This window comes from Streptomyces scabiei 87.22, from assembly GCF_000091305.1.
Lineage (GTDB): Bacteria > Actinomycetota > Actinomycetes > Streptomycetales > Streptomycetaceae > Streptomyces > Streptomyces scabiei.
In genome coordinates this window covers 2887835-2910735 of record NC_013929.1, presented here as the reverse complement: position 1 = coordinate 2910735, position 22901 = coordinate 2887835, and the positions used below count along the sequence as shown (strand labels likewise).

The 22901-nt window shown below is 71.8% G+C and carries 18 protein-coding genes; 10 read left to right on the top strand and 8 right to left on the bottom strand.

Annotated elements, in window-relative coordinates; all coding sequences use genetic code 11:
- Positions 1 to 52: 52 nt before the first annotated feature.
- A complete protein-coding gene (locus tag SCAB_RS12075; protein ID WP_041670565.1) occupies positions 53 to 2527 on the top strand; it encodes a carbohydrate-binding protein in 2475 nt (824 codons plus the stop codon).
- Between the two features lie 31 nt (positions 2528 to 2558).
- Here the strand turns inward: SCAB_RS12075 and SCAB_RS12070 are convergent, their stop codons facing one another.
- From SCAB_RS12070 to SCAB_RS12055, 4 genes are all read right to left on the bottom strand, one after another.
- Positions 2559 to 3746 (bottom strand): sulfotransferase family protein, encoded by a 1188-nt coding sequence (locus tag SCAB_RS12070; RefSeq protein ID WP_013000348.1) that lies wholly within the window; start codon positions 3744 to 3746, stop codon positions 2559 to 2561.
- Positions 3747 to 3840: 94 nt separating this feature from the next.
- Complete coding sequence (locus SCAB_RS12065) at positions 3841 to 4887, bottom strand: AI-2E family transporter (protein WP_041670564.1); 1047 nt, start codon at positions 4885 to 4887, stop codon at positions 3841 to 3843.
- Between the two features lie 303 nt (positions 4888 to 5190).
- A complete protein-coding gene (locus SCAB_RS12060; RefSeq protein ID WP_013000346.1) occupies positions 5191 to 7242 on the bottom strand; it encodes a glycoside hydrolase family 31 protein in 2052 nt (683 codons plus the stop codon).
- A 144-nt stretch (positions 7243 to 7386) separates the two neighbouring features.
- Positions 7387 to 8400 (bottom strand): LacI family DNA-binding transcriptional regulator, encoded by a 1014-nt coding sequence (locus tag SCAB_RS12055; protein WP_013000345.1) that lies wholly within the window; start codon positions 8398 to 8400, stop codon positions 7387 to 7389.
- A gap of 427 nt (positions 8401 to 8827) precedes the next feature.
- Here SCAB_RS12055 and SCAB_RS12050 point away from each other — a divergent pair, with 427 nt between their 5' ends.
- The gene (locus SCAB_RS12050) at positions 8828 to 10768 is read left to right on the top strand and encodes an acyl-CoA dehydrogenase family protein (RefSeq protein ID WP_013000344.1); all 1941 of its coding nucleotides are present in this window, start codon (positions 8828 to 8830) and stop codon (positions 10766 to 10768) included.
- Positions 10769 to 10883: 115 nt separating this feature from the next.
- Here the strand turns inward: SCAB_RS12050 and SCAB_RS12045 are convergent, their stop codons facing one another.
- On the bottom strand, positions 10884 to 11339 hold the full coding sequence (locus SCAB_RS12045) for a lamin tail domain-containing protein (protein ID WP_013000343.1): 456 nt from the start codon (positions 11337 to 11339) through the stop codon (positions 10884 to 10886).
- 193 nt (positions 11340 to 11532) lie between these two features.
- Between SCAB_RS12045 and dxr the strand changes: the two genes are divergently transcribed.
- From dxr to SCAB_RS12015, 6 genes are all read left to right on the top strand, one after another.
- Positions 11533 to 12816 carry a 1-deoxy-D-xylulose-5-phosphate reductoisomerase gene (dxr, locus tag SCAB_RS12040; RefSeq protein ID WP_013000342.1) on the top strand — a complete coding sequence of 428 codons (1284 nt, stop codon included), beginning with the start codon at positions 11533 to 11535 and terminating at the stop codon, positions 12814 to 12816.
- Entirely contained in the window at positions 12813 to 14117 is a 1305-nt protein-coding gene (locus SCAB_RS12035) for a M50 family metallopeptidase (RefSeq protein ID WP_013000341.1), read from the top strand. The genes dxr and SCAB_RS12035 overlap by 4 nt, the downstream gene beginning before the upstream one ends.
- 258 nt (positions 14118 to 14375) lie before the next feature.
- A complete protein-coding gene (gene ispG / locus SCAB_RS12030) occupies positions 14376 to 15512 on the top strand; it encodes a flavodoxin-dependent (E)-4-hydroxy-3-methylbut-2-enyl-diphosphate synthase (RefSeq protein WP_037728271.1) in 1137 nt (378 codons plus the stop codon).
- Positions 15513 to 15755: 243 nt separating this feature from the next.
- The gene (locus SCAB_RS12025; protein ID WP_037728273.1) at positions 15756 to 16610 is read left to right on the top strand and encodes a GNAT family N-acetyltransferase; all 855 of its coding nucleotides are present in this window, start codon (positions 15756 to 15758) and stop codon (positions 16608 to 16610) included.
- Positions 16611 to 16697: 87 nt separating this feature from the next.
- The gene (locus tag SCAB_RS12020) at positions 16698 to 17228 is read left to right on the top strand and encodes a GNAT family N-acetyltransferase (RefSeq protein ID WP_037728274.1); all 531 of its coding nucleotides are present in this window, start codon (positions 16698 to 16700) and stop codon (positions 17226 to 17228) included.
- Between the two features lie 90 nt (positions 17229 to 17318).
- Complete coding sequence (locus tag SCAB_RS12015; RefSeq protein WP_013000337.1) at positions 17319 to 19022, top strand: proline--tRNA ligase; 1704 nt, start codon at positions 17319 to 17321, stop codon at positions 19020 to 19022.
- A 114-nt stretch (positions 19023 to 19136) separates the two neighbouring features.
- On the opposite strand, the gene SCAB_RS12010 is transcribed toward SCAB_RS12015, so the two are convergent.
- Genes SCAB_RS12010 through SCAB_RS12000 form a run of 3 tightly spaced genes read right to left on the bottom strand, consistent with a single transcriptional unit; the run spans position 19137 to position 21113 of the window.
- Positions 19137 to 20066 (bottom strand): aminoglycoside phosphotransferase family protein, encoded by a 930-nt coding sequence (locus SCAB_RS12010; RefSeq protein WP_013000336.1) that lies wholly within the window; start codon positions 20064 to 20066, stop codon positions 19137 to 19139.
- A gap of 28 nt (positions 20067 to 20094) precedes the next feature.
- On the bottom strand, positions 20095 to 20550 hold the full coding sequence (locus SCAB_RS12005; RefSeq protein ID WP_013000335.1) for a ferritin-like domain-containing protein: 456 nt from the start codon (positions 20548 to 20550) through the stop codon (positions 20095 to 20097).
- Complete coding sequence (locus tag SCAB_RS12000; protein WP_231884981.1) at positions 20547 to 21113, bottom strand: hypothetical protein; 567 nt, start codon at positions 21111 to 21113, stop codon at positions 20547 to 20549. The genes SCAB_RS12005 and SCAB_RS12000 overlap by 4 nt, the downstream gene beginning before the upstream one ends.
- Before the next feature lie 256 nt (positions 21114 to 21369).
- Here SCAB_RS12000 and rimP point away from each other — a divergent pair, with 256 nt between their 5' ends.
- Both rimP and nusA read left to right on the top strand, forming a co-directional pair.
- A complete protein-coding gene (rimP, locus tag SCAB_RS11995; protein ID WP_013000333.1) occupies positions 21370 to 21879 on the top strand; it encodes a ribosome maturation factor RimP in 510 nt (169 codons plus the stop codon).
- Positions 21880 to 21881: 2 nt separating this feature from the next.
- Entirely contained in the window at positions 21882 to 22868 is a 987-nt protein-coding gene (gene nusA / locus SCAB_RS11990; RefSeq protein WP_013000332.1) for a transcription termination factor NusA, read from the top strand.
- Positions 22869 to 22901: the final 33 nt, after the last annotated feature.

The window sequence follows — 22901 nt, the reverse complement described above, 5'->3', positions numbered from 1 at the left end:
GCGATCCCGCACCAGAACCGCCCTGGTCACCGCAGTGCTAGGAGTCACCGCCATGACAGGCAGCACCCTTCCCGCCACCGGAACGGCCACGGCCGCGGCGGCTGCCCCGCAGCGCCTCTCCGTCGACCTCTCCGCCTCCGAGGGCCCGGTGATGCTCGGCGCCAACGGCGCGCTCTACGGGCTCAGCGACGACGGCGTGCCCAGCGACGCGGCCCTCGCCCCACTGAAGATCACCAGCATCTCGCAGAAGCCGGAGGGCGGCGCCCAGCACCCCAACGGTGACGCGCTCACCGTCTCCAAGGCGTTCTTCCGCAACGGCGGCGGCGAGATCAACGTGATGATGCAGGACATCTACGCCAAGTGGCCCTACGAGGACCTCGGCATCGACGACTACCTCCCCAAGGTCGACAGGATCGTCAAGGAGGTGGCGGCCGACCCGAACAGCGAACGCTTCGTCTACATCCCGTTCAACGAGCCCGACCAGATCTGGTACCAGCTCGACGTCGCCGACCAGGCCCAGTACGAGATCAACCGCGACCGCTTCTTCCGCGACTGGAAGACGGTCCACGAGCGCATCCGCGCCATCGACCCCGACGCGCGCATCGCCGGCCCCAACGAGGCCGCGTACCACTCCCGTCTGCTCGAGGACTTCCTGGCCTTCGCCCGGCGCGAGAACGTCCTGCCCCAGGTGATGACCTGGCACGAGCTGGGCCCCGGCTCCCTCAGGGACTTCCAGGCCCACCACGACGACTACCGCGCCCTGGAGCGGGCGGCGGGCATAGCCCCGCTGAAGATCAGCATCGATGAGTACGCCAACCGCCGCGACCTCTCCGTCCCCGGACAACTCGTCCAGTGGGTCTCGATGTTCGAGAGGAACAAGGTGTACGCCAACCAGGCCTACTGGGACGCGGCCGGCAACATGGACGGCAACGTGGTCCGCTCCAACATCCCCAACGGCGGCTGGTGGTTCTTCCGTTGGTACGCGGGCCTGACCGGGGAGACCGTCGAGGTCACCCCGCCGCAGGCGAACACCGTCGACACCCTCCAGGGCCTCGCCTCCCTCGACACCGCGCGCCGCCAGGCCCAGGTACTGCTCGGCGGCTCCGACGGCGACACCGACGTCGTGGTCCGGAAGGTCCCCCGCTCCCTCTTCGGGCGCACGGTCACCGCCACCGTCGCGGAGGCCGCCTGGTCCGGCTACGAGGGCCGGCACGCCGCCCCGCGCGTCCTGTCCCGGACGAAGACACGCGTCGCGGACGACGGCACGGTGACCGTCCCGCTGCGCGGCCTGCACCGGATGTCGGCCTACCGCGTCGTCCTCACCCCCGGCGGCGACGGCACCCCCGCCACCCCGTCCGTCCCCTGGACCGCCTCCTACGAGGCCGAGGACGCCGCGATCACCGACGGCAAGGTCTCCACCCTGGGCACGGTCGACGACGCCAACGGCTACGCCGCCTCCGGCACCCGGGACGTGGGCTCCCTCGACCGGCCGGGCAGCAAGGTCGGCTTCACGGTCTCGGTCCCGCAGGACGGCACCTACGACCTGGCGGTCCTCTACGGCAACCAGTCCGGGACCCCGGCCACCCAGAAGCTGACGGTCGACGACGGCGACCCGGTCACCGTCACCTACCCGTCCACCGAGAACCGGGCCCACCGCGCCAAGAAGGACCTCACCGTCCGGCTCACGGCCGGAACGCACCGGCTGACCCTGTCCAAGGGGGACGCCGAGGTCACCCTCGACCGGATCGACCTCACCGCCCGCACCGGCGAGCCCGCCGCCTCCTACGAGGCCACCCTCGCCGACATCGGCGGCCGGCCGTCGTACGACTACTCCTCCTCGAAGGGCGTCGGCACCGGCGAGCTGGTCCTGCGCACCGGGGACCGGGCCGTGTTCGACGTGTACGCGCCCCGCGACGGCTACTACCGGGTCGTGCCCCGGGCGTCGGCGCCGGTGACGCTCGCCCTGCACGGGCAGTCGGTGGCCGCGGTGCCCGACCGGCCGCTGCGGCTGTACCTGGTGGAGGGCAACAACCGGATCACCGCGACCGCCCGGCACACCGGCCTGCGCTCCCTCGACGTCACCGGCGCCGGCTCTGCCACCGGCACCCTCGCCTACGAGGCCGCCGCGGCCACGCTCACCGGCGGAGCCAGGCTCGTCGACTCCGCGCACGCCCCGTCGGGCTCCTACATCGGACAGCTCGGCAACAGTGCGGACAGCACCGCCGAGTTCACGGTGCACGCCCCCACCGAGGGCCGCCACATCCTGGTCGTCCACTACGCCCACGACGACCGCCGCGACAACGGCCACGCCTACAACACCGACATCATGTCCCGTACGGCGGACATCACCGTCGGGACGGCCGGGCCGCGCACGGTCACCTTCAAGAACACCTGGAGCCGGGACGACTACTGGACCGTGGGCGTCCCGGTCGACCTGAGCAAGGGCCCCAACAAGGTGACCGTCGGCAACGCCGGCGCCTGGGCGCCGAACATCGACCGGATCGAGGTCGGCCGGGTCGTCGGCTAGGCCGTACCGGACGCCGGGACCCCTGCCCCCGTCAGGCCGGGTCGACCTCGGCGCGCAGGGCGTTGTAGTCGGCGAACGCGGACTCGACGTCCGCCGGGGTCAGTCCGTAGCGGGCCAGGTCGTAGCGGTGGGGCCGGCCGCCCCGGGCGTGGGCGGCGGCCCGGGGGAGCCGGGCCGCGTCGGCCTCGGTCCAGCGGGCGCCGACGGCCTCGTACAGCTTCGGGGCGCCTGCGGCCGGGTCGGCGCCGAGCGAGGAGTAGGGCACGTCCACCAGCGCGTCGGGGGCGATGCCGGTGCGGGCCGCGAGACCGCGCCGGACCGACCGGCTGAGCAGGTCGAGCCAGGTGGCGCCCAGCTCACGCGGATCGAAGCTGCGCAGCGAGGTGACCATGCCGACCTCGACCAGGCTGCAGAAGGACGCGACGGCGGCGGCCGGGTCGCGGTGGGTCCACACGAGCGTGGCGTCGGGGAAGACCTTGACCAGCGCGTCCAGGTTCCCGGTGTGGAAGGGGGACTTCAGGATCCAGCGGCGGCGCGGCCGGCCGTACTGCAGGACCTGCAGGGCCTGCCTGAGGTGACGGTAGTCGGGGGTGAAGTCGTGCTCGAAGTGCCAGGCGTGGTAGGCGGGTATGCGGGCCTGGGCGAGCGGTACCAGCGCGTGCGGGAGGAGGAACGTGCACTCCTCGGGGCCCTCGGCGGTCATGGGGTGGATGTCGCGGAAGCGCGGGCTGAGCAGATGGCTGCCGTTCAGGACGCGGCGCGCGGTCGTGATCCGCTTCTGCCGTTCCCGGGGCGACGGTTCCAGATCGGGAGCCAGCAGTTCCCACAGCAGCGGACAGCGGTGGTCGTCCGAGACGGAGAGCACCCCGTGGGTGAGCGTGCTCGCGGTGCGTGGCAGGCCGACCACGAACACCGGCTTCTCGACGGGCTCCTGACCGATGGCCGGGTTCTCGGCGATCAGCCGCCCGATCCGGGCCCGGTTGGTGAGATGCCGGCGGACGTGCGCCTGCGCGGACTGCCAGCCGACCGGCCCGAGGTCCTCGTCCTTGGCCCACTCCCGCAGCAGGAACCGGAAGTTCCCGGTGAACTCCTCGTCGCCGTCCGCCCCTCCGGCGCCGGCGGCGATCCGGTCGAAGACCCGGTCCGGGTCGTGGCGGGAGCCGAGCGTGGGCCGGAGTAACAGGTTGGCCAGGGTGAGGGGCAGGGGAGTGGACGCCATCGGGGACTTCCCTTCGATGCGGGCGGAGGGGGCACGGCCCGGGTCCGGGCACGGGCGCCCCCGGCGGCCGCCCGGGTGGGGCGGCCGCCGCTGATCATCCTGCCGCGCGGGTCATCTCGCGCGCCGCCGGGGTCCCGGCCGCGCCCGCCCCGTCCCCGTAGCGCGACCGCAGCTCCGACAGCACGCCCGAGACCGCCGCCGTCAACGGCACCGCGAGGAGCATGCCGAGGATGCCGGCGAGGGAGGCGCCCGCCGTGAGGGCCAGCAGGATCGCCGCCGGATGCATCTGCACGGTCCGGCTGTGGATCATCGGCTGGAGCACGTTGCCCTCGAGGAGCTGCACCGCGAAGACGACGCCGACCGCCCACAGCGCGGTCACCAGACCGCGGTCCGCGAACGCGACGAGGATCGCCACCGCACCCGACAGGAACGCGCCCAGGTACGGGATGTACGCACCGACGAAGACGAGCGCGCCGAGGCCGACCGCCCCCGGCACCTGGAGTATCAGCAGACCCACGGCGATACAGACACCGTCGATGAAGGCGATGAGCGTCGTCCCCCGCATATAGCCCTCGATCGCCCGGAACGCGCGCCTGGCCATCACCTCCAGGGTGTCGCCGCTGCCGCGCGGCGCGAGCGAGTGCAGGGACGCGACCGCCCGGTCGGAGTCGCGCAGGAAGAAGAACATCAGCAGCATCGCCAGCACGGCCGCCGCCAGGAACTCGCTGACCGCGCTGACACCGGTGAGCACCCCGGAGGCCGCCGTGCCGCCGAACTTCGACAGCAGCTCCTTGGCGTTCTGCGCAAGGTCGTCCAGCGACGTCCCGGCCAGCCCGAACTCGTCGCTGAGCGACTTCGCCGCCTGCCGGAGCGAGGAGATGATCTGGTCACCGGTGTCGATCAGCGCGGCCACCACGATGTACGCGGCCCCGCCCATCACCACCACCACGGCGGCACAGGTGAGCCCGGCGGCGAGGGACTTGTTGAACCTCATCGCCACCAGCCGCCGGTAGAACGGGCCGAGCAGCGCCGTACCCAGCAGGGCGATCAGTATGGGCGTGACCGTCGTCTGGAACGTCACGCAGATCCACACGCCCACGTAGACGACGCCCGTCACCAGCAGCGTGAGCGCGCTCCACACGGCGATGTGCCGCGCGGGCCCCGGCAGGAACCCCCGGGGAGCGTCCTCGCCCGACGGCCCGGCCGCCCTCGGCGCCACCGCGTACCCGCCGGTGGTGCGTATCGTCGTGCGCGTCCGGTGGACAGGTCTGCGCGCGGCCCCGCCGCCCCGGCCCCGCCGTCCCCCGCGTACTGCGCGGGAGTCTCCCGTACGGCTGTTCATCCTCGCCATCTCCACTCACTCCAGGTCGCGCGCATCCCTGAGGATCATGGGATGGCCGTGGCGCCACAGCGTAGACCCGGCCTCCGGGCGGGCGGCGGGCGCCTACCCGGCGATCGGCACCGAGGCCCCGTCCCGCAGGAACACCGGAATCCGCTCCAGCGGCGCGTCCACCGTCACCGGCCAGCCTCCCTCGTACGTCTCGCCGGTCCACGCGTCGGTCCACCGCGCCCCGGCCGGCAGATAGGTGCTCCAGCGCGTCACCCCCGCCTCCAGCACCGGCGCCACCAGCACGTCCCGCCCGAACAGGTACGCGTCGTCCACCGACCAGGTCCGCTCGTCGTCCGGGAACTCCAGGAACAGCGGCCGCATCACCGGCAGCCCCTCCTCATGGGCCTCCCGCATCACCCGCAGCACATACGGCTTCAACCGCTCCCGCAGCCGCAGGCAGTCCTCCAGGATCACCCCGGCCTCCTCCCCGTACGACCACACCTCGTTGGGCCCGCCGGTCATGGCCGGACCCAGCGGCATCCCGGGCTCACGGAACCCGTGCAGCCGCATCAGCGGCGAGAACGTCCCGAACTGGAACCAGCGCACCATCACCTCCCGGTAGGCCGGATCGTCCGGGTCGCCGCCGTGGAAGCCGCCGATGTCGGTGTTCCACCAGGGGATGCCGGACAGCGCGGTGTTCAGGCCCGCCGCGATCTGCCGCCGCAGGGTCGGGAAGTCGGTCCCGATGTCACCGGACCACAGCGCGGCCCCCCAGCGCTGACTGCCCGCCCACGCCGAACGGTTGAGGGAGACGATCTCCTCCTCGCCCGTCGCCCGCAGTCCCTCGTAGAAGGTGCGGGCGACCTCGGCCGGGTACATGTTGCCGACCTCCGGGCCGGGCCCCGCCCAGTAGCGCAGGTTCTCCTGGAAGCCGGGCTTGATCTCCGGCTCGCAGGCGTCCAGCCAGAACGCCTTGATGCCGTACGGCTCCAGGTAGTTCTCCCGCACCCGCGACCACACGAACTCCCGGGCCTCGGGGTTCGTCGCGTCGTAGAAGGCGACCTGCACCGTCGAGGCGACCTCCTTGTCCGGCCAGTCGGCGTGCGCCATCGGGCCGTACTGGGTGCCGATGAAGTAGCCGCGCTGTTCCATCAGGTGGTGGTTCTCGCTCAGCGGCGACACCGACGGCCACACGGACACCACCAGCCGGATGCCCAGCTCCTCCAGCTCCCGCACCATCGCCGCCGGGTCGGGCCACTCGGCCGGGTCGAACTTCCACTCGCCGAGGTGCGTCCAGTGGAAGAAGTCGCACACGATGACGTCGATGGGCAGGCCCCGCCGCTTGTACTCCCGTGCCACGGCCAGGAGTTCGTCCTGCGTGCGGTAGCGCAGCTTGCACTGCCAGAACCCGGCCGCCCACGCCGGCAGCATCGGCGCACGGCCCGTCACCGCGCTGTAGCGGCGCTGCGCCTCGGCCGGGGCACCGGCGGTGATCCAGTAGTCGATCTGCCGGGCCGAGTCCGCGACCCAGCGCGTGCCGTTGCCCGCCAGCTCGACGCGGCCGATCGCCGGGTTGTTCCACAGCAGGGTGTAGCCGCGGCTGGAGGTGAGCACGGGGATGCCGACCTCCGCGTTGCGCTGCACCAGGTCGAGCACCAGCCCCTTCTGGTCGAGCCGCCCGTGCTGGTGCTGCCCGAGGCCGTACAGCTTCTCGTCGTCGTACGCGGCGAAGCGCTGCTCCAGGCGGTGGTGGCCGTTGCCGACGGCCGTGTAGAGGCGTGAGCCGGGCCACCAGAAGTGCGCGCGGGCCTCCGACAGCAGCTCGGAGCCGTCGGCGGTGCGCGTGTACCGGACCAGGCCCTCGGCGTCGACCTCGACGGTGAGCGCGCCGACGATCAGCCGCCCCAGCCCGTCCTCGATCTTGACGGTGCTTCCGGTGCTCTCCGCCTCGTCGAGCAGGGCGCCCGGCAGCCCGTCGAGGACCGGTCCGCCCAGGCGGGCGCGGACCCGGACGGCGTCAGGCCCCCAGGGTTCGATCCGCAGGGTCTCCTGGCGTCCGCTCCATTCCAGGGCGCCGTCCCGCTCACGGAACGTGCCGACGGTGGGGGAGGACTGGGCGAGGCTGACCGCGCCCGTCGGGGTCGGGTTCTCGGCAGACAGATTCACGGAATCTCCTGGGAGGGAGGAGTGACGGCACACCCGGCTCGGCTCCGGCGGGCACGGGCGGTGGGCAGGAGGGGGCCGTACGGGGTTTTCCGTACGGCACGGCGATTGGTGCGGTCGGGTGCGGGTGCGGGCGAGCCGACCGTCTCAGCCGGTCGTGGACAGCGGTCCCGTGCTCGCGCGGACCGTCAGCTCGGGGGCGAGGAGCACCACTTCGTCGGCGTCCCGGCCCTCCAGCTTGGCGATCAGCTGCTCCACCGCCCGACGGCCCATCTCCTGGGCCGGGATGGCGACGGACGTCAGCCGTACCGAGGCCTGCACGGCGACCTGGTCCGGGCAGATCGCGATCACCGAGACGTCCTCGGGGACCGCGCGTCCCTGCTGCCGCAGCAGCGCGAGCAGCGGCTCCACCGCCGACTCGTTCTGCACGACGATCCCCGTGGTGCCCGGCCGCTCGTCGAAGATCCGGGCCAGGGTCGCGGCCATCGCGTCGTAGCCGCCCTCACAGGGGCGGTGCAGCACACGCAGCCCCAGCTCCCTTGCCCGGCCGCGGAGTCCGTCGAGGGTGCGCTCGGCGAAACCGGTGTGCCGTTCGTACACCGCGGGTGCCTCGCCGACGACCGCGATGTCCCGGTGCCCGAGCATCGCCAGATGCTCCACGCACAGCGCCCCCGTGGCCCCGAAGTCGAGGTCGACGCAGGTCAGGCCGCTGGTGTCGGCCGGCAGCCCGATGAGCACGGAGGGCTGGTCGGTGCCGCGCAGCAGCGGCAGCCGCTCGTCGTCCAGCTCCACGTCCATCAGGATCATCGCGTCGGCGAGCCCGCTGCCGGTGACCCGGCGCACCGCGTCCGGACCCTCCTCGCCGGTGAGCAGCAGGACGTCGTACCCGTAGGTGCGGGCCGTGGTGGCCACGGCGATGGCGATCTCCATCATCACCGGGACGTACATGTCGGTGCGCAGCGGCACCATCAGGGCGACGATGTTCGACCTGCTGCTCGCCAGGGCACGGGCCCCCGCGTTCGGGTGGTAGCCGAGCTCCTGGATGCTCCGCTCCACCCGCTGCCGGGTGCCCGCGGAGATGGACCGCTTGCCGCTGAGGACATAGCTCACCGTGCTCGCCGACACTCCGGCGTGCTGGGCGACCTCGGCGAGGGTGACCATCCGGCTCTCCCAGCGTGTTCAAGCGCTTCGACAGCGCACTGTTGCGGAACAAAGGCGTGTGAGGGTGGCTCGACAGTAGCCCGGCGCCGGATGGGTGTCCATAGGTTGTCGAAGCGCTTCGATCAATTGACGGACGCCCGGGCGGCCGTGGGGGTGTGTGGGGGTGCGGCCGCGGGTCCGCGGGGCTTCCCGCGCGGCTCCCCGCGCCCTCGGAACCCCTCCCGATGGGCCCGGGGGTCGGCCACAGTCTAGAACCGGCCGGTCTTCGACGGTCCCGCCCCGCACGACCCGGCCGAAGCGGCCGGCCGCGGACGCGAGGGGTGGCGGGGTCATCCCGAATCGGGTACCAACGATCGAGTAGCACCCATCGGTAACCATTCAGGTACCCATCCGGTACGAGATCCCGATTCGCGGCGAGGTGAGCCTCATGTCCGCCCCACCCCTCAAGAAGCCCGTCGTCACAGAACGTGAGGCCCGCCAGGTGGCGGAGGCCGCCCGGGAGCAGTCCTGGCGCAAGCCCAGCTTCGCCAAGGAACTGTTCCTCGGCCGGTTCCGCCTCGACCTCATCCACCCCCACCCGCTGCCCACGGACGAGGCCGTCCGGCGCGGCGAGCAGTTCCTGGCCAAGCTCCGCGCCTTCTGCGAGACGAAGGTCGACGGGGCCCTGATCGAGCGCGAGGCCCGCATCCCCGACGAGGTCATCGACGGCCTCAAGGAACTCGGCGCCCTCGGCATGAAGATCGACCCCAGGTACGGCGGTCTCGGCCTCACCCAGGTGTACTACAACAAGGCGCTGGCCCTGGTCGGCTCCGCCAGCCCCGCCATCGGCGTCCTGCTGTCGGCGCATCAGTCGATCGGCGTACCGCAGCCGCTCAAGCTGTTCGGCACCCCCGAGCAGAAGGAGAAGTTCCTGCCGCGCTGCGCCCGCACCGACATCAGCGCCTTCCTCCTCACCGAGCCCGACGTCGGCTCCGACCCGGCCCGCCTCGCCACCACCGCGGTGCCCGACGGGGACGACTACCTCCTCGACGGGGTGAAGCTCTGGACGACGAACGGCGTGGTCGCCGACCTCCTCGTCGTCATGGCGCGGGTGCCGAAGTCCGAGGGGCACAAGGGCGGCATCACCGCCTTCGTCGTGGAGACGGACTCGCCGGGTGTCACCGTCGAGAACCGCAACGCCTTCATGGGCCTGCGCGGCATCGAGAACGGCGTCACCCGTCTGCACCAGGTCCGCGTCCCCGCCGCGAACCGCATCGGTCCCGAGGGCGCGGGCCTGAAGATCGCGCTCACCACCCTCAACACCGGCCGCCTCTCGCTCCCGGCGTCCTGCGTGGCCGCCGGCAAGTGGTGCCTGAAGATCGCCCGCGAGTGGTCGGCCGCGCGCGAGCAGTGGGGCAAGCCGGTCGCCCACCACGAGGCGGTGGGCCAGAAGATCTCCTTCATCGCGGCGACCACCTTCGCCCTCGAAGCGGTGCTCGACCTGTCCTCGCAGATGGCCGACGAGGACCGCAACGACATCCGTATCGAAGGCGCCCTCGCGAAACTCTTCGCCTCCGAGATGGGCTGGAAGATCGCCGACGAGCTGGTCCAGATCCGCGGCGGCCGCGGCTTCGAGACCGCGGACTCGCTCCGGGCGCGCGGCGAACGGGCCGTCCCCGCCGAGCAGATGCTGCGGGACCTGCGCATCAACCGGATCTTCGAGGGCTCCACGGAGATCATGCACCTGCTGATCGCCCGTGAGGCCGTCGACGCCCATCTCACGGTGGCCGGCGACCTCATCGACCCGGAGAAGTCCCTCTCCGACAAGGCGAAGGCGGGCGCGAACGCGGGCGTCTTCTACGCCAAGTGGCTGCCCAAGCTGGTCGCGGGACCGGGCCAGCTCCCGCGCACCTACGGGGACTTCCACCCCGCCGGGCACCCCGACCTGGCCACCCACCTGCGCTATGTCGAGCGCAACGCCCGCAAGCTGGCCCGCTCCACCTTCTACGCCATGTCCCGCTGGCAGGGCCGGATGGAGACCAAGCAGGGGTTCCTGGGCCGTGTCGTCGACATCGGCGCCGAACTCTTCGCGATGAGCGCGGCCGTCGTCCGCGCGGAGCTGCTCCGCAGCCAGGGCGATCACGGCCGCGAGGCGTACCAGCTCGCCGACGTCTTCTGCCGCCAGTCCCGCATCCGGGTCGAGGAACTCTTCGGCCGCCTGTGGAACAACACCGACGACCTCGACCGCAGGGTGGTCAAGGGCGTTCTCGGCGGCGCCTACGAGTGGCTGGAGCAAGGTGTGATCGACCCCTCGGGCGAGGGCCCCTGGATCGCGGACGCGACCCCGGGCCCGAGCGAGAAGGAGAACGTCCACCGCCGCATCCGGTGACGTGACGCCTCCCCGCGCCCCGGGTTCTCCCGGGGCGCGGGGAACCGCGCGACCGGGCCCCCACGGCGCCGCACCCGCCCGAAGTCCGGGCGCGGCCCCCGCAACGCGCCCCCGGCTAGCAGTACTTGTCGCTGGCGTCCCGCGTGGTCCAGGAGCAGGAATCCACCTTCGAACCGTTCGCCTTCGTCAGCTTGGCCGTGTCGCTGGTGTTGTTCCAGACGTACGCCCTGCGGTTCTGGTACTTGGTCGCGGTGGTGTCCGTGCCCGACCCCGTACGGACCTTGATGTACTTCTTCGCCCCGATCCTGACGTCCGGGAACGTGTACTTGTGATTGTCGAGGTCCTTCAGCACCCAGCCCTTCAGCGAGATCGCCGACGAGCCGGTGTTCTTGATCTGCACCCACTCCGCGTTGTACTGCGCGTTCGTCCGCGTGTCCGTGCCGGGGCTGTCGAAGTACACGCGGTGGATGACCACGCCCCCCGCGGCCTCGGCCGGGCTGCTCAGCAGGGTGCCGGTCAGGGCAACCGCTCCGGCGAGCGCGGGCACGGCGGCGCGTATGCGCTTGTGCATGAATCCCCCCAGGATCCTTGTTCATGATCGACTGATACGACAATCGGATCAGTAAGGGGGAAGTCATATCACTCCCGCCTTCACGTGTGCTTCACAAACGGAGAAATGCGCTCGTCAACCGCACACGGCACGAAGTGGGTCAACCAGGGGGCGCGCGGTCCTGCCGGACACCGGATGCGGCCACAATGGGGGGATGAGCGACAGTCCAGCCCCTCTCGCCGATCCGCATCTCGTCTTCGACCCGGTCGACGGCGCACGGGACGTAGTGATCCTCGGATCGACCGGCTCGATCGGCACCCAGGCCATCGACCTCGTCCTGCGCAACCCGGACCGCTTCCGCGTCACCGGGCTCTCCGCCGCCGGAGGGCGGGTGCAGCTCCTGGCCGAGCAGGCGCACCGGCTGCGCGTGCGGACCGTCGCCGTCGCCCGCGAGGACGTCGTACCGGCCCTGCGCGAGGCCCTGGCCGACACCTACGGCACCGGGGAGGCCCTCCCCGAGATCCTGGCCGGCCCCGACGCGGCCACGGCCCTGGCCGCCTCCGACTGCCACACCGTGCTGAACGGCATCACCGGCTCCATCGGCCTCGCCCCGACCCTCGCCGCCCTGGAGGCGGGCCGCACCCTCGCGCTCGCCAACAAGGAGTCGCTCATCGTCGGCGGCCCGCTGGTCAAGGCGGTGGCGAAGCCCGGCCAGATCATCCCGGTCGACTCCGAGCACGCCGCCCTCTTCCAGGCCCTCGCCTCCGGCACCCGGGCCGACGTGCGCAAGCTCGTCGTCACCGCCTCCGGCGGCCCGTTCCGCGGCCGCAGCAAGGAGGAACTGGCGGACGTGACCCCCGCCGACGCCCTCGCGCACCCCACCTGGGCCATGGGCCCGGTCATCACCGTGAACTCCGCGACCCTGGTCAACAAGGGCCTGGAGGTCATCGAGGCCCACCTGCTCTACGACATTCCCTTCGACCGCATTGAGGTCGTCGTGCACCCCCAGTCGTATGTCCACTCGATGGTTGAGTTCACGGACGGATCGACGATGGCCCAGGCGACGCCCCCCGACATGCGCGGGCCCATCGCCATCGGCCTCGGCTGGCCGCAGCGCGTCCCGGACGCCGCGCCCGCCTTCGACTGGACCAAGGCGTCCAGCTGGGAGTTCTTCCCCCTCGACGACGACGCGTTCCCGTCCGTCGGGCTCGCCCGGCACGTGGGACAGCTCGCGGGCACCGCCCCGGCGGTGTTCAATGCGGCGAACGAGGAGTGCGTCGACGCGTTCCTGTACGGGGGTCTCCGGTTCGACGCGATCATGGAGACCGTCACACGGGTGGTCGAGGAGCACGGCACCCCCGCCTCGGGAACTTCCCTGACCGTGGCGGACGTCCTCGAAGCGGAGACCTGGGCACGTGCCAGGGCCCGCGAACTGACCACCTCGACCACCTCGACCGGCAAACCCACCGAGCGGACGACCGCGGAGGCCCGTGCATGACGACCCTGATGTTCATCCTCGGCATAGTGGTCTTCGTGATCGGTCTCGCGTTCTCGATCGCGTGGCACGAGCTGGGCCACTTCTCGACCGCCAAGCTCTTCGGCGTCCGCGTGCCCCAGTTCATGGTGGGCTTCGGCCCCACCGTCTGGTCGAAGCGGAAGGGCGAGACCGAGTACGGCGTCAAGGCGATCCCGCTCGGCGGCTACATCCGCATGATCGGCATGATCCCGCCCGGTCCGGACGGCCGGATCGAGAGCCGCTCGACCTCCCCGTGGCGCGTCATGATCGAGGACGCCCGCGCGGCGTCCTTCGAGGAGCTCCAGCCCGGCGACGAGGACCGTCTCTTCTACACGCGCAAGCCGTGGAAGCGCGTCATCGTGATGTTCGCCGGGCCCTTCATGAACCTGATCCTGGCCTTCGTGATCTTCCTCGGCGTGATGATGACCTTCGGCGCCCAGACCTCGACGACCACGGTCAGCAAGGTCTCGGACTGCGTCATCTCCGCCGGCGAGAACCGTTCGAAGTGCAAGGACAGCGACAAGGAGGCCCCCGCCAAGGCGGCGGGCCTGAAGCCCGGCGACAGGATCGTCGCCTTCGACGGCACCCCCGTCGAGGACTGGTCCGCCCTGCAGGCCGACATCCGCGACAACCCCGGCAAGCAGGTCACGCTCACCGTGGACCGCAAGGGCGAGAAGGTCGACCTGACCCCCACGCTCATCAAGAACAAGGTCAGCCAGACCGACGGCCAGGGCGGCTACGTCAAGGACAAGTACGTGTACGCCGGCTGGCTCGGCTTCACCCCGGCCTCCGACATCCTCCCGCTCTCCTTCGGCCAGTCCGTGGACCGCATGGGCGACATGATGCAGAACGGCGTCGAGTCCCTGCTCTCCCTGCCCGCCAAGGTCCCCGCCCTGTGGGACGCCACCTTCGGCGACGGCGAACGCCAGGCCGACTCGCCCATGGGCGTCGTCGGCGCGGCCCGGGTCGGCGGCGAGATCTTCACCATGGACATCCCCGCCACCCAGCAGCTCGCCAGCTTCCTGATCCTGCTGGCCGGCTTCAACCTCTCCCTGTTCCTGTTCAACATGCTTCCGCTGCTCCCGCTCGACGGCGGGCACATCGCGGGCGCCCTGTGGGAGTCGCTGCGCCGGAACGCGGCCAAGGTGCTGCGGCGGCCCGACCCCGGCCCGTTCGACGTGGCCAAGCTGATGCCCGTCGCGTACGTGGTGGCAGGCATCTTCGTCTGCTTCACGCTCCTGGTGCTGATCGCGGACCTCGTGAACCCGGTACGCATCTCCTAGTCACCCGCGGTTCACGACGGCCGGGCACCCTCACCCAGGGGCCCGGCCGCCGTCGTTCGCGTCCGAACCGGTCACCCCGGTCACCCGCGCCCGAACATCGCGGCGGGCGTCCCCGACGGGTGGGTTTACGGACCGTGATGTGCCTGGGTCCTTGCCCGTGCCGTAATCTCGAAGTCCTGGAGCCCGCGCGTACCGGGACCCGATCCTGATCCACAACTTGGGGTTGCACAGCAGATGACTACTGCGATTTCTCTCGGCATGCCGTCCGTTCCGACCAAGCTCGCCGAGCGCCGGAAGAGCCGGCAGATCCAGGTCGGGTCCGTGGCGGTCGGCGGAGACGCCCCGGTGTCGGTCCAGTCGATGACCACGACGCGTACGTCGGACATCGGCGCCACCCTGCAGCAGATCGCCGAGCTGACGGCGTCCGGCTGCCAGATCGTCCGCGTCGCCTGCCCCACGCAGGACGACGCCGACGCCCTGTCGACGATCGCCCGCAAGTCGCAGATCCCGGTCATCGCCGACATCCACTTCCAGCCGAAGTACGTCTTCGCGGCGATCGAGGCCGGCTGCGCCGCCGTCCGCGTCAACCCGGGCAACATCAAGCAGTTCGACGACAAGGTCAAGGAGATCGCCCAGGCGGCGAACGACCACGGCACCCCGATCCGGATCGGCGTCAACGCCGGCTCCCTGGACCGCCGCCTCCTGCAGAAGTACGGCAAGGCCACCCCCGAGGCGCTGGTCGAGTCCGCCCTGTGGGAGGCGTCCCTCTTCGAGGAGCACGGCTTCCGGGACATCAAGATCTCGGTCAAGCACAACGACCCGGTCGTCATGGTCAACGCCTACCGGCAGCTCGCCGCCCAGTGCGACTACCCCCTCCACCTCGGCGTCACCGAGGCCGGACCCGCCTTCCAGGGCACCATCAAGTCCGCCGTCGCCTTCGGCGCGCTGCTCGCCGAGGGCATCGGCGACACGATCCGCGTCTCCCTCTCGGCCCCGCCGGTGGAGGAGATCAAGGTCGGCAACCAGATCCTGGAGTCGCTGAACCTCAAGCCGCGCCGCCTCGAGATCGTCTCCTGCCCCTCCTGCGGCCGCGCCCAGGTCGACGTCTACAAGCTCGCCGAGGAAGTCACCGCCGGCCTCACCGGCATGGAGGTCCCCCTCCGCGTCGCCGTCATGGGCTGCGTCGTCAACGGCCCCGGCGAGGCCCGCGAGGCCGACCTCGGCGTCGCCTCCGGCAACGGCAAGGGCCAGATCTTCGTCAAGGGCGAGGTCATCAAGACCGTCCCCGAATCCAAGATCGTCGAGACCCTCATCGAGGAGGCGATGAAGATCGCCGAACAGATGGAGGCGGACGGCATCACCTCGGGCGAGCCGACGGTGGCGGTAGCGGGCTGAGGAGGGCTTGGCGTCTTCTGAAGACAGGCCCGTCAGGGCCGTCTTCAGGGGCGCGGGGCTGTTTCGATGTGCGGCTCCGCCGCGTGGGCGCGACAAGCCACGACGCACCCGCACCCGCCACGACACAGGGACCCCCGAGCTGTAAGGCGCCCCCGGCCGCGGCGCAGCCGCAGGGCGCCCTCGCACAGCCCGGCAGGGTATCGTGCCAAGACCAGCGCAGACCCCAGGGTGAGGCCCCCGCACGTGTTGACCCAGACCACCACCAGGGTCCTCGAACCGAGTGACCTGGACGCCGCACTCGCCGTCCTGGACCGAGACCCCGTCGCGAACGCCTTCGTGACGTCCCGCGTCCAGGTCGCCGGGCTGGACCCGTGGCGGCTCGGCGGCGAGATGTGGGGCTGGTACGAGGACGGCGCCCTGACCTCCCTCTGCTACGCCGGCGCCAATCTCGTCCCCATCTGCGCCACCCCCCGCGCCGTGCGCGCCTTCGCCGACCGCGCCCGCCGGGCCGGCCGCCGCTGCTCCTCGGTCGTCGGCCCCGCCGAACCCACCGCCCAGCTGTGGCGGCTGCTCGAACCCAGCTGGGGCCCGGCCCGCGAGGTCCGCTCGCACCAGCCCCTCATGGTCACCGACCGGCTCCCCGACCCCGCCGACGTCGTCCCCGACCCGTACGTCCGCCGCATCCGCAAGGACGAGATGGACACGATCATGCCGGCGTGCGTGGCGATGTTCACCGAGGAGGTCGGCGTCTCCCCGCTGGCCGGCGACGGCGGCCTCCTCTACCAGGCCCGGGTCGCCGAACTCGTGGGCTCCGGCCGCTCCTTCGCCCGCCTCGCCCCCGACGGCCGCGTCCAGTTCAAGGCCGAGATCGGCGCCGCGACCGCCCGGGCCTGCCAGATCCAGGGTGTCTGGGTGGCCCCCGAGTTCCGCGGCCAGGGCCTGGCCGCCCCCGGCATGGCGGCGGTCCTGCGCTACGCCCTGGCCGACGTGGCCCCCGTCGTCAGCCTCTACGTCAACGACTTCAACACGGCGGCGCGGCGCACGTACCGACGCGTGGGCTTCCAGGAGGTCGGCGCCTTCATGAGCGTCCTGTTCTGAGCAGCCGTCCGGCCCGGCGCGGGGACGACCGGCCACATCCGGCCCGCACCCCGCGGACACCCCGAACCCCCCTGTAGCATCCGCAACATGGACCTCGTCATCGGCCCCTTGGACCTCTCCGCCCACGTAGACGAGGCCCTGGCCGTACAAGCCGTCGCTTTCGGACTGGGCCCCGACGAGGTCGCGGTCCGCCGCCAGATCGTCCTGCGCCACATGACCTACCCGGGGGCGAGGGCCCTGGGCGCCACCACCGCCGGACGGCTCGTGGGCTTCGTCTACGGCATGCCCAACGACCGCTCCCACTGGTGGTCCACCGTCGTCGAGCCCTACCTGCGCGCCCTGCACCACGAGCACTGGCTCGACGACTCCTTCGTGATCACCGAGCTGCACGTCCACCCCGACCACCAGAACCACGGCGTCGGCCGCGCCCTCATCACCGCCATCACCGACAGCGCCGCCGAACCCCGCTCGATCCTCTCCGCGATCGACGTCGACAGCCCGGCCCGCGGCCTGTACCGCTCCCTCGGCTACACCGACCTCGCCCGCCGGGTCGTCTTCCCCAGCGCCCCCAGGCCGTACGCGGTCATGGGCGCCCCCCTGCCCCTGCGCCGCAGGTAGCGCCCCGCCCCCGCCGCCGGATTTCCACGGGCCCGTGTACCCCCGCTAACCTCCTGCCATCACCCGATCCGCAGCAGGAGTACGAGAATCATGGCGAACCCACCGGTCCAGCGCATGTCCCAGTTGATGGCGAAGACGCTGCGCGACGACCCGGCGGACGCCGAGGTGCTCAGCCACAAGCTCCTCGTCCGCGCCGGGTACGTCCGCCGCACCGCGGCCGGCGTGTGGACCTGGCTGCCGCTCGGCAAGAAGGTCCTCGCCAACGTGGAACGCATCGTCCGCGAGGAGATGGACGCGATCGGCGCCCAGGAGGTGCTGCTCCCCGCCCTGCTGCCGAAGGAGCCGTACGAGGCGACCGGCCGCTGGGACGAGTACGGCCCCGAGCTGTTCCGGCTGAAGGACCGCAAGGGCGGCGACTACCTCCTCGGCCCCACCCACGAGGAGATCTTCACGCTGATCGTGAAGGACCAGGCGTCCTCCTACAAGGACCTGCCGGTGATCCTCTACCAGATCCAGACGAAGTTCCGCGACGAGGCCCGCCCCCGCGCCGGCATCCTGCGCGGCCGCGAGTTCCTGATGAAGGACTCGTACTCCTTCGACACCGAGGACGAGGGCCTCGCCCAGTCGTACGCCCTGCACCGCGCCGCGTACCAGAAGGTGTTCGAGCGTCTGGGCCTCGACTACCGCATCTGCGCCGCCACGGCGGGCGCGATGGGCGGCTCCAAGTCGGAGGAGTTCCTGGCCCCGGCGGGCGCCGGCGAGGACACCTTCGCGGACTGCCCCGCCTGCGACTTCGCGGCGAACACCGAGGCGATCACGTTCGAGCTGAAGCCGGTGGACGCGGGCGACACCCCCGCCCTCGAAGAGATCCCGACCCCGGACACCCCGACGATCGAGACCCTCGCCGCCTACCTCGGCGTCGAGCCCTCCGCCACCCTGAAGAACCTCCTCGTCAAGGTCGACGGCGAGATCGTCGCCGTCGGTGTCCCCGGCGACCGTGAGGTCGACATGGGCAAGGTCGAGGCGCACTTCGCCCCGGCCGTCGTCGAGATGGTCACCGAGGCGGACTTCGCGGGCCGCCCCGACCTGGTCCGCGGCTATGTCGGCCCGCAGGGCCTCGGCGAGAAGGTCACCTACGTGGCCGACCCGCGCGTCGCCCCCGGCACCGCCTGGATCACCGGCGCCAACAAGCCGGGCACCCACGCGAAGAACGTCGTCGCCGGCCGCGACTTCGAGGTCGGCGCGTACGTCGACGTCGTGGTCGTCCAGGAGGGCGACCCCTGCCCCAACTGCGGCACCGGCCTCAAGCTGGACCGCGCCATCGAGATCGGCCACATCTTCCAGCTCGGCCGCAAGTACGCCGACGCCCTCAAGCTCGACGTCCTCGGTCAGCACGGCAAGCCCGTCCGCGTGACCATGGGCTCCTACGGCATCGGCGTCTCCCGCGCGGTCGCCGCCCTCGCCGAGCAGAGCGCCGACGACAAGGGCCTGTGCTGGCCCGCCGAGGTCGCCCCGGCCGACGTGCACGTCGTCGCCGCCGGCAAGGCCCTGCAGACCGAACTGGCCCTCGACGTCTCCGAGAAGCTGCGGGCCGCCGGTCTGCGCGTCCTGGTCGACGACCGCGCGGGCGTCTCCCCGGGCGTGAAGTTCACCGACTCCGAGCTGATCGGCGTACCCAAGATCCTGGTCGCCGGCCGCCGCTCCGCCGAGGGGGTCCTGGAGCTGAAGGACCGCCGTACCGGTGAGCGCGAGGAGCTGACGGTCGACGAGGCGATCGCCCGCCTGACCGCCTGACCGCCTGACCGGCCGACCCGTAGCCGGGCCGCATCCGACCGTTCCCCGACCGCAGGGCGTGACCGCACGCCACCGCGGCGGGGAGCGGTCGGGGATCGCACGCCCCCCGGCCGGTCAGAGCCAGCCGGCGAACTCGAGCAGCAGTTCCGCGTCCCTCGGCCGGCCCACGCGCAGCGCCCGCACCCCCGACTCCACGGCCCGGAACAGCGTCCACCCCCGCAGCCGCTCCTGATCCACGTCCAGCGACTCGGCCAGTTTTTTGATCCGCCGCCGGGTGATCGCGGCCCCCGACGGCGAGGCGATCAGATCCTCCACCCGGTCGCGCACCAGCCGGGCCAGGTCGAACGCACACTCGCCCACCACCGGGTCCGGCCCCACCGCCAGCCACGGCAGCCGCTCCCCGGCCAGTACCTTGCTCTGCCGGAACGTGCCGTGCAGCAACCGCTCCTCGGGCGCGTCCGCGAGCAGCTCCTCCCGTACGGCGAGAGCGGCGTCGACCAGCGCCCCGGTCTCCCCGTCGGCGGAGCCGGAGCGCATCAGCCCGGCCTGCCGTTCCGTCCGCCCCGCCACGGTCTCGAAGACATGGGCCTTGGGCGGTTCGACCCACAGCCGCCGCAAGGTCGCCGCGGCCTCCAGCAGCGCCTTCGCCTCGGGGAGCGACCGCACCGACAGATCGGGTCTCAGCCGCTCCAGCAGCAGCACGCCGTGCCCCGCCCCGGGGTCGAGCAGCTGCACCGCGCCCCGTCCGTCCCAGTGCGCGAGGGCCGCCCGCTCGCTCTCCGGCCGGGCCCGCTCGGGCGCCGCCTTGAGCACGGCGGGGGTGTCGTCGATCAGCCGGACGAGGACCACCACACTGCTGCGGCCGCCGGGAGCCTGTACCCGCTCGACGGTCAACTCGCGTAGATCCACGGCCTGTTGCAGCAGATCGGGGAGCCCTTCCAGCCATGCGCCGGTCCCGTCACCACCGTCCGGCCGCCGGGTCTCGGCGAGCGCTCGCACCAGCCGCCGCGGCGGTTCGAAGTCCTCGAAAACCCTGCGCGCCATGTGCGAGTCGTTCCCTTCCGGACCGTGATCAGGTGTGCGGTGTCGCCGACGGACCGGCGGCGGCCGTCCGCTCGGCGAGACCAGGGAAGGCTACGCTTTCGCCCCGCCACCGCACCGCCCGCACCGCCGCTTCCCGCAGTGCCTCGGCCGCCGCGCCGCGCCGGTCACCCTCGGATGCCCGGACGAGATCGGAGTACACGCCGGCCACCCGCTCCTCCAGCTCGGCCGCGAGCCGTTCGGCGGAGCCGGAATCGGTCACCTGGAAGGGCAGCGCGTATCCGGCCGCCGCCGCGGCGGGCTCGCCGCCCAGGTCGCGCACGACCCGGACGAGCCGGTCCCGGCGGGCCCGGTGCGCGTCGTACGCCGAGCGTGCCTCGCCCTGCCGTGCCTGGCCGATCTTCCCGCCGACGACGCCGTACCCGTACACGGCGGCGTGCTCGGCCGCCAGGGCCGCCTGGACCGCCTTCAGCTCACCGCTGCTCACTTCGCGCCCTCCGTCAGCATGTACGCGTGCCCGGCCCCCGCCGCCGCCACCGAAGCCATCAGCCGTGCCACCTCGCCCGGCACCTCCAGCAGCGTCTTGGCCCGCCGGTCGGCGAGCCTGCGCTCGGCGGCGGCCAGCTCGGTCAGGGCGGCCTCGGGGCTGTCCGGCACGGGCGAGGGGGACGCCGACGCGGAGGGCGAGCCGGAAGGAGAGACGGACGGCGACGCGGAGCCGCTGCTCGCGCCCCTCTTCTTCCCGGCGCGTGCCGCCTTCCCGCCCCCGAACGCCTCGGCGTGCCGGACGACCTCAGCCCGCAGCGGGGTCAGCAGCCCGGCCAGAGCGGGATGCGCGGCGGCGACGGCGTCGTACCGCTCGGCGAGCGCCTCGCTGTCCCGTGCGGCACGCGCGCGTGCCCGCTCCACGGCCGACGGGCCGCTCCCGGCGACGTCCGCACCCTCACCCCCGGACGAGCACCCCGCGAGCAGGCCCGCGCCGGCGGCCCCGACGAGCAAACTCCTTCTGCGCGGCCCCGACAGGGCACGCGCCGGCAGGCTGAACGACACAGAGACGTCCTAGGGAGGTCGTACGAACAAAGAAGCGGTGCGATCACCGTACCCGCGCAGGTGATCCAAGGTCGCCACCACCGCGCCCCGAAGCGGCGCGGGGAACCGCGCGGTGTGCCGCGCACCACCCGTGTCCGCCGCCCCACGACGGCCGCCCGAGCCCGGAGGCGGACGGCAACACCCCAGCGGAGCGGCTACCCTTTGACCTGACACGCGCCCTACCCACAACAGCACACGCGGCCGAGGAGTCACCCGGATGAGCACCACCCAGAGCGAGAGGCTGCGAGAACTGCTGGAACCGCTCGTACGCTCCCAGGGCCTCGATCTCGAAGAGATCGCAGTGGACTCGGTCGGACGCAAGCGGGTGCTGCGCGTGGTCGTCGACTCCGACGAGGGCGCGGATCTGGACGCGGTCGCCGACGTCAGCCGCGCGCTCTCGGCCAAGCTGGACGAGACGGACGCGATGGGCCAGTCGGAGTACACCCTGGAGGTCGGGACGCCGGGCGCCGAGCGCGCCCTCACCGAGCACCGCCACTACCGCCGCGCCGTCGACCGTCTGGTGAAGTTCACGCTCCGCGAGGACGGGGAACTGATCGCCAGAATCCTGACCGTGGACGACGAGGGCCTCGACCTCGAAGTGCCCGGCGTGAAGGGCCGCAGGGCCACCTCCCGCCGGCTCGCCTTCGACGAGATCGACAGGGCCCGCGTCCAGGTCGAGTTCAACCGCAAGGACAAGAAGGACATGACGGAAGAAGAGGAGGCGTAGCCGTGGACATCGACATGAGCGCCCTGCGGGGTCTGGTCCGGGAGAAGGAGATCTCCTTCGACCTGCTCGTCGAGGCGATCGAGGCGGCCCTCCTCATCGCCTACCACCGCACCGAGGGAAGCCGCCGCCACGCGCGCGTGGAGCTCAACCGGGAGACCGGCCATGTGACCGTGTGGGCGAAGGAGGACCCCGAGGACCTGGAGGAGGGGCAGGAGGCACGCGCGTTCGACGACACCCCGTCGGACTTCGGGCGCATCGCCGCCACCACCGCCAAACAGGTGATCCTGCAGCGCCTGCGGGACGCGGAGGACGACGCGACGCTCGGCGAGTACGCGGGGCGCGAGGGCGACATCGTCACCGGTGTGGTCCAGCAGGGCCGCGACCCGAAGAACGTCCTCGTCGACATCGGCAAGCTGGAGGCCATCCTGCCCGTGCAGGAACAGGTCCCGGGGGAGACCTACCAGCACGGCATGCGGCTGCGCTCGTACGTCGTCCGGGTGGCCAAGGGCGTGCGCGGTCCCTCCGTGACGCTCTCGCGGACCCACCCCAGCCTCGTGAAGAAACTCTTCGCGCTGGAGGTGCCGGAGATCGCCGACGGGTCCGTCGAGATCGCCGCCATCGCCCGCGAGGCCGGTCACCGTACGAAGATCGCCGTCCGCTCCACCCGCAGCGGTCTGAACGCCAAGGGCGCCTGCATCGGCCCGATGGGCGGCCGGGTGCGCAACGTCATGGGCGAGCTGAACGGCGAGAAGATCGACATCGTCGACTGGTCGGACGACCCGGCGGAGATGGTGGCGAACGCGCTCTCCCCGGCCCGGGTCTCGAAGGTCGAGGTGGTGGACCTCGCGGCCCGCTCCGCCCGGGTGACGGTGCCCGACTACCAGCTGTCGCTGGCCATCGGCAAGGAGGGCCAGAACGCCCGCCTCGCGGCCCGCCTGACCGGCTGGCGGATCGACATCCGTCCGGACACCGAGCAGCCGTCGGAGTGATCACCCGACCGGACGTCCGAACGGGGCGTCCGG

Coding starts and splice junctions, on each gene's coding strand:
- ispG (WP_037728271.1), top strand. CDS start 14,376: ATGCCGTCCGTTCCGACCAAGCTCGCCGAGCGCCGGAAGAGCCGGCAG.
- SCAB_RS12020 (WP_037728274.1), top strand. CDS start 16,698: ATGGACCTCGTCATCGGCCCCTTGGACCTCTCCGCCCACGTAGACGAG.
- SCAB_RS12045 (WP_013000343.1), bottom strand. CDS start 11,339: ATGCACAAGCGCATACGCGCCGCCGTGCCCGCGCTCGCCGGAGCGGTT.
- rimP (WP_013000333.1), top strand. CDS start 21,370: ATGAGCACCACCCAGAGCGAGAGGCTGCGAGAACTGCTGGAACCGCTC.
- dxr (WP_013000342.1), top strand. CDS start 11,533: ATGAGCGACAGTCCAGCCCCTCTCGCCGATCCGCATCTCGTCTTCGAC.
- SCAB_RS12015 (WP_013000337.1), top strand. CDS start 17,319: ATGGCGAACCCACCGGTCCAGCGCATGTCCCAGTTGATGGCGAAGACG.
- SCAB_RS12075 (WP_041670565.1), top strand. CDS start 53: ATGACAGGCAGCACCCTTCCCGCCACCGGAACGGCCACGGCCGCGGCG.
- SCAB_RS12035 (WP_013000341.1), top strand. CDS start 12,813: ATGACGACCCTGATGTTCATCCTCGGCATAGTGGTCTTCGTGATCGGT.
- SCAB_RS12050 (WP_013000344.1), top strand. CDS start 8,828: ATGTCCGCCCCACCCCTCAAGAAGCCCGTCGTCACAGAACGTGAGGCC.
- SCAB_RS12070 (WP_013000348.1), bottom strand. CDS start 3,746: ATGGCGTCCACTCCCCTGCCCCTCACCCTGGCCAACCTGTTACTCCGG.
- SCAB_RS12010 (WP_013000336.1), bottom strand. CDS start 20,066: ATGGCGCGCAGGGTTTTCGAGGACTTCGAACCGCCGCGGCGGCTGGTG.
- SCAB_RS12055 (WP_013000345.1), bottom strand. CDS start 8,400: ATGGTCACCCTCGCCGAGGTCGCCCAGCACGCCGGAGTGTCGGCGAGC.